The organism is Alicyclobacillus hesperidum subsp. aegles (assembly GCF_027923525.1).
GTDB lineage: Bacteria > Bacillota > Bacilli > Alicyclobacillales > Alicyclobacillaceae > Alicyclobacillus > Alicyclobacillus aegles.
Genome location: NZ_BSBJ01000070.1, coordinates 195,661 through 201,710 on the forward strand (window position 1 = coordinate 195,661; position 6,050 = coordinate 201,710).

The window sequence follows — 6,050 nt, forward strand, 5'->3', positions numbered from 1 at the left end:
AAATTTTCCACAACACCCTGATTCAACGTCCACTCGGTTGTGTATGTCGACCTAAACTCGGAAGTTTACCCTTAAGCAAGGCGAGATCGCAATCCGAGACTCGAATGACAAGCGATCCGTCCACGCAAGAGAAGTCCTCCACATTCAATGAAATCTGCAACGGTTCCAGAATACTGGGCACATTGAGCTTGAGGCTTTGCCGCAGCACCTCAATGCCACTTGGCGCATCCTTTATCGCTTCTTGGAGACTCATTTGGACCAGGGCGGGTGGGATGTTGACCAACTTGCGTGCGGTGATCTCCACGGCGATCTCGCCCTTCTCGCGATTGCAATACGGTCGTGCACAGAAGTCGATGTTCCACATCAAAAATCGAAACTGTCCGTGCACGCCATCGCTCTTAATATCGACAATACGCAGGCGCACATCGGGGGCGAGTTCAGCAATCATCTCATTGAGATCTTCCTTCGTCAGTCGAAAGCTGATGTTTGAAATGCGCATAAACATCCCCCTGCTGCGCCATCGCGCACTACTTTGTAATTCGTTCGATCCCGCCCATATAAGGTACCAATGCCTTCGGAATTCGAACAGAACCGTCCGCCTCTTGGTTGTTCTCAAGAATGGCTGCGACTGTGCGGCCAACGGCTAACCCCGACCCATTCAAAGTATGCAGAAACTCCGGCCGTGATGTGTCAGAACGGCGGAAGCGAAGATTCGCCCTGCGTGCCTGAAAGTCCTCAAAATTCGTGCACGAAGAGATTTCACGGTACGTATTGGCAGCTGGCAGCCAAACCTCAATGTCATACTTTTTGGCGTCTTTCGCACCGAGATCGCCAGTACAAATTTCAATCCGCCGATATGGCAATTCAAGTGCCTCAAGCACTTCTTCGCACTCCCGCGTCAGCGTCTCCAACACATCGTAAGAACGCTCTGGAAGGCAAAGATTGACCAACTCGACTTTCTGGAACTGGTGCAAGCGGATCAACCCACGAGTATCCTTGCCAGCGGATCCTGCCTCAGATCGGAAACACGAGGAATAGCCAGCAAACTTCACAGGTAACTCATCGAGCGACAAAATTTCATCGCGATAGTAATTGGTTAATGGCACTTCTGCCGTTGGAATAAGGTAATATGGCAGACCCTCGAGTTTGAACATCTCATCGCCAAACTTGGGTAAATTGCCAGTGCCAATGAGACTCTCCTCGTTTGCAATAAACGCCGGGAACATCTCTGTATAACCATGCTTATCGACATGGAGATCGAGCATAAACGCTGCCAAAGCGCGTTCGAGACGTGCACCAAGGCCCTTGTAGAGAACAAAGCGACTACCGGTAATCTTCACGGCACGTTCCGTGTCGACAATGCCCAATTCTTCTGCGATCTCGAAGTGTGGCCGCGGCGAAAATCCGAATTCCGGAATTTCACCCCACGTCTTCAACACCGGATTGTCCGCTTCCGATTCACCATCCGGAACGGAATCATGAGGCACATTCGGCAACGCGAGGAGCATGTCCCGTACAACCGCCTCATGCTGGCGCACCTTTTCGTCAAGCGTCTGAATTTGATCCCCGACTTCCCGCATGCGAGCAATATCTTCCGAAGCGTCTTCTTTGTTGCGCTTTTTTTGCGCGATCGCCTCGGACGTTGCATTGCGGAGAGCCTTCAGGCGCTCGACTTCAGCCAGTGCCGCACGCCAAGCCTCATCGGCCGCCAGCAAATCGTCAATCGCCGCAGATTCGACACCTTTGCGTCCCAGTTTCGCTTTAAATGTATCCGGTTCTTGACGAATAGATCGGATATCTAACATAAGGCACCCCTCATCTGGACTTGGTCACTTCGCGACTGATTCCCTGGATAGGTTTAAGAAATACTGATGCAATCGCAAATCACCTGTTAATTCCGGGTGAAACGACGTGGCGAGAAGGTTGCCCTGGCGAACAGCCACGATGCGATCCTGATACCTTGCCAGCACTTCAACCTGGTCACCGACTGCCGCAATATGTGGCGCACGGATGAACACCGCGGGAAATGCCGTCTCACCAAGCACGGGAATATCCAAGTCAGCCTCAAACGAATCGCGCTGCCTACCAAACGAATTACGGTTGACCATGACATCCATGAGCCCTAGGTGCACCGTCTCTTCGCTTTCAATCCGCTTGGCCAACACAATCATGCCCGCACAGGTCCCGAAAATAGGTTTGCCTTCCTCTGCTATTTCGCGAATCGGTTCCACCATGTCATACTCCCGCATCAGCTTCCCGATAGCCGTGCTTTCGCCACCAGGAATGACAACGCCATCTGCATTTTCTAGCTCGCTAGCGCGGCGCGCCTCAACAGCATCCACACCCAATTGCCGCAAGGCTTGAATATGTTCGCGAAACGCACCCTGCACTGCGATCACAGCGATTTTCATCGTCATCCCCCCATACTCGCTTCTCGAACGAAAGCCGGACGGCTTTACGCCTCCGGCTCCCATATCATGGCCTACCCTGACACCTTGGTTCGATGAATTTGGTTCCTTACCAACCGCGCGTCGCCATGCGTTCTTCCGCACGCAGCGTCGCAATATCAATGCCTTCCATGGCGCTACCCAGGTTTTTCGACAACTCGGCAAGCAGTTCATAATCTTGGTAATGAGTCGTCGCCTGCACAATCGCACGAGCAAACTTCTCTGGATTCTCCGACTTGAAGATACCCGAACCGACGAACACGCCGTCTGATCCCAGTTCCATCATCAGCGCAGCGTCCGCTGGCGTCGCAACGCCACCGGCTGCGAAGTTCACGACTGGCAAACGGCCCGTATCATGTACCTCTTTCAACAGGTGCAATGGCGCACCAATATTCTTCGCCTCAGCGTACAACTCATCTTCTGACATTCCCTGCACGCGGCGGATTTGGGCCTGCATCATGCGCTGATGCGTCACAGCCTCAATGATGTTCCCCGTGCCCGGCTCACCCTTTGTACGAATCATCGATGCGCCTTCACCGATGCGCCGCAGTGCCTCTCCCAAGTCCTTTGCACCGCAAACAAACGGCACCGTAAACTTCGTCTTGTCGACGTGGAACTTGTCATCCGCCGGCGTCAGCACTTCACTCTCATCGATGTAATCGACACCCATAGCCTCGAGGATACGCGCCTCTACGATGTGACCAATACGGCACTTCGCCATCACCGGAATGGATACAGCTTTCATAACTTCCTCAATGATGGTTGGATCAGCCATGCGTGCTACCCCGCCGGCCTTGCGGATATCCGATGGTACCCGCTCCAGTGCCATGACCGCGACAGCACCGGCTGCTTCGGCAATCTTCGCTTGTTCCGCATTGACGACGTCCATGATGACGCCGCCCTTTTGCATTTCCGCCATGCCACGCTTGACCAAATCTGTACCGACTTTTGACATGCCGATCTCCCCCTTCTACACAAGCAGAACCGAACAGATGTCGGATATTTCATGTATCAATCCAACGTTCATTGTATTACAGAGGATGCGATGTTTCCACAATGCGCGCGATCGAACCCAATCAAATTGAATAGTTTGGCGCTTCCTTGGTGATTTGGACATCGTGTGGATGACTCTCACGCAAGCCTGCAGATGTGATCCGCACCATCTGGCTGTTATCCTGAAGTGCTTGAATCGTAGCCGATCCCGTGTAACCCATGCCGCTGCGCAGACCACCGACCATTTGATAGAGAATCTCACTGACAGGCCCGCGATATGCCACACGGCCTTCGATACCTTCGGGTACGAGCTTCTTCGCGTCACCGGCCTGCTTGTCCCCTTGGAAATAGCGATCGCCCGATCCCGCCTTCATCGCGCCAATCGATCCCATACCGCGGTATACCTTAAACTGACGACCTTGGTAAATCTCGATTTCACCCGGGCTCTCCGTCGTACCCGCTAACAAACTGCCAATCATCACGGAACTTGCACCGGCCGAAATGGCCTTCACAATGTCACCGGAATACTTGATGCCCCCATCTGCGATAACAGGAATTCCGGCTTTGCGCGCAACCTTCGCGCATTCGTAAATAGCGGTCACCTGTGGCACGCCGACGCCGGCAACCACCCGCGTGGTGCAAATCGAGCCAGGGCCAATACCAACCTTCACCGCATTTACACCGGCCTCAATCAACGCCGCTGTACCACTCGCCGTTGCGACGTTGCCAGCGATGAGTTGTACGGCAGGATACTGCTTACGAACGTTGCGAATGGCCTCCAGCACGCCCTCCGAATGCCCGTGTGCTGTATCGATCACGATGACGTCCGCCTGCGCACTGACCAATGCATCAACCCGATCCAGCATATCCGGCGAAACGGTAACTGCCGCTCCGACGAGCAGACGTCCCTGGGCGTCCTTCGCGGCATTCGGGAAACGGCGGGCATTCTCGATGTCTTTAATCGTGATCAAACCACGTAGGTTGCCCTCTGCGTCAACCAACGGGAGTTTCTCAATCTTGTGGCGCTGCAACAGTTCTTTCGCATCTTCAAGCGTCGTGCCGACCGGGGCCGTAACCAAGTTCCCACTTGTCATGACTTCGCCAATTGGCCTTGTATCGTCTCGCTCAAAGCGGAGATCGCGGTTCGTGATAATGCCAACCAATTTCAAGGAACCAGCTTCCACGATCGGTACACCGGAAATGCGATACTTGGACATCAAAGCCTCCGCATCACGTAAAGGCCGATCCGGCGTCAAAAAGATGGGATTCGTGATAACCCCGCTTTCCGAACGTTTGACGCGATCGACCTCTTCTGCCTGCGCCTCAATGGACATGTTTTTGTGAATAATACCGATCCCACCCTCTCGCGCCATTGCAATGGCCATGGTGGATGTGGTTACGGTATCCATAGCCGCACTGAGAATCGGGATGTTTAAACGAATATCGGTCGTCAAATACGTGGATACATCGACGTCACGAGGCAACACTGTGGAGTGCGCTGGCAATAGGAGTACATCATCAAACGTCAATCCCTCATACGCAAACTTGTTTTCCCAAGCATTTGTCACTATGGTTCCTCCCCTAGTCTTGCACAGTTTGTCCCGTGCCCCCAAAATATTGTGAGCAGTATAACAACCGCATATGGGGGTGTCAATGCACCTGCGGAAGCCCCTCTTTCAAAACTGCCTTGCCAGACACATTTTTGTCATGTATACCGAATTGTATAAATCCTTCTTCGGACAATAGGGCGTAGAACCGAAACACGTATAAATGAGGAGAGGAACTCCATGAGAGATCCGTGGTGGCCAGAAACACCCGTTGAGACATCAGCGCGATTCGCGTGGTTTGCATTGCTCCTTGCAGTCGTTGGATTCATCCTGAGCTGGATACCGCTAATTGGTATCTTCATCGGTCATGTATTCGGCATTGTCACTATCCTTTGTGGCATTATTGCGCTACTCCGAGCAACGACACCTCCCATTGCCCGTTTGGTAGCAATGGTGTCCATTTTATTGGGTATCGTGACGATGATTCTTAAGGCGATCCCGATTATCAATTTGCTATAGGTCTTTGCCCGCGTCGCGAGCCATTTCTCATACCAATCATGTCAGGCCTCAGCCTGACCTTTAGATGCACTCGACTGGGGTGAGCTTCTGCTTTCGGGGAAGTGGGCGAGGAATGGTGCATATAGCAAAACAGAGCCAGGCATCTTGGCCTGACTCTGTTCTCTCTTGCCTGGCAACGACCTACCTTCCCAGTCCCTCTCGAGACAAGTATTCTCGGCGCTGGAGGTCTTCACGTCCGTGTTCGGGATGGGTACGGGTGTTTCCCCTCCGCTATGGTCACCAGACTTTCATGCTTCGTTTGTTCCTCGCTCACACGGCTTCGGCCTTCGGCCTGCAGATGTGTTCGCTCGGACCAAACTTCGCTTCAGCTGTGTTTCGTGAAACCTTTGAGCTGAGTTCGTTTGTCTGTGCTGCTATGTACCTTTGCTTCTGCTATGAAATGACCTTGCTTGCGGGTGAAGCCCTCGACCGATTCGTATCTGTCCGCTCCACGTATCACTACGCTTCCACGCCAGACCGATCTACCTTGTCTTCTTCAAGGGGT

6 protein-coding genes and 2 rRNA genes are annotated in these 6,050 nt (G+C 53.0%); 1 reads left to right on the plus strand and 7 read right to left on the minus strand.

The annotated features are described in order from the left end of the window. Window positions 1–22 precede the first annotated feature (22 nt). The 5 genes from QMF38_RS13295 to guaB form a co-directional block, all read right to left on the minus strand. Window positions 23–499, minus strand: a complete 477-nt coding sequence (locus tag QMF38_RS13295) for a hypothetical protein (protein WP_281759716.1) — start codon at window positions 497–499, stop codon at window positions 23–25. A 28-nt stretch (window positions 500–527) separates the two neighbouring features. Then, entirely contained in the window at window positions 528–1,805 is a 1,278-nt protein-coding gene (gene serS / locus QMF38_RS13300) for a serine--tRNA ligase (RefSeq protein WP_281759717.1), read from the minus strand. A gap of 24 nt (window positions 1,806–1,829) precedes the next feature. Then, window positions 1,830–2,411, minus strand: a complete 582-nt coding sequence (pdxT, locus tag QMF38_RS13305) for a pyridoxal 5'-phosphate synthase glutaminase subunit PdxT (protein ID WP_281759718.1) — start codon at window positions 2,409–2,411, stop codon at window positions 1,830–1,832. Window positions 2,412–2,517: 106 nt separating this feature from the next. After that, the gene (gene pdxS / locus QMF38_RS13310; protein WP_281759719.1) at window positions 2,518–3,402 is read right to left on the minus strand and encodes a pyridoxal 5'-phosphate synthase lyase subunit PdxS; all 885 of its coding nucleotides are present in this window, start codon (window positions 3,400–3,402) and stop codon (window positions 2,518–2,520) included. Between the two features lie 121 nt (window positions 3,403–3,523). Continuing rightward, on the minus strand, window positions 3,524–5,008 hold the full coding sequence (gene guaB, locus QMF38_RS13315; RefSeq protein ID WP_281759720.1) for an IMP dehydrogenase: 1,485 nt from the start codon (window positions 5,006–5,008) through the stop codon (window positions 3,524–3,526). Window positions 5,009–5,227: 219 nt separating this feature from the next. Between guaB and QMF38_RS13320 the strand changes: the two genes are divergently transcribed. Continuing rightward, window positions 5,228–5,506, plus strand: coding sequence for a hypothetical protein (locus QMF38_RS13320; RefSeq protein ID WP_281759721.1), 279 nt, complete (start codon window positions 5,228–5,230; stop codon window positions 5,504–5,506). Between the two features lie 167 nt (window positions 5,507–5,673). On the opposite strand, the gene rrf is transcribed toward QMF38_RS13320, so the two are convergent. Beyond that, window positions 5,674–5,790 (minus strand): 5S ribosomal RNA (rrf, locus tag QMF38_RS13325). Between the two features lie 168 nt (window positions 5,791–5,958). Next, window positions 5,959–6,050 (minus strand): 23S ribosomal RNA (locus QMF38_RS13330); the annotation flags it as partial.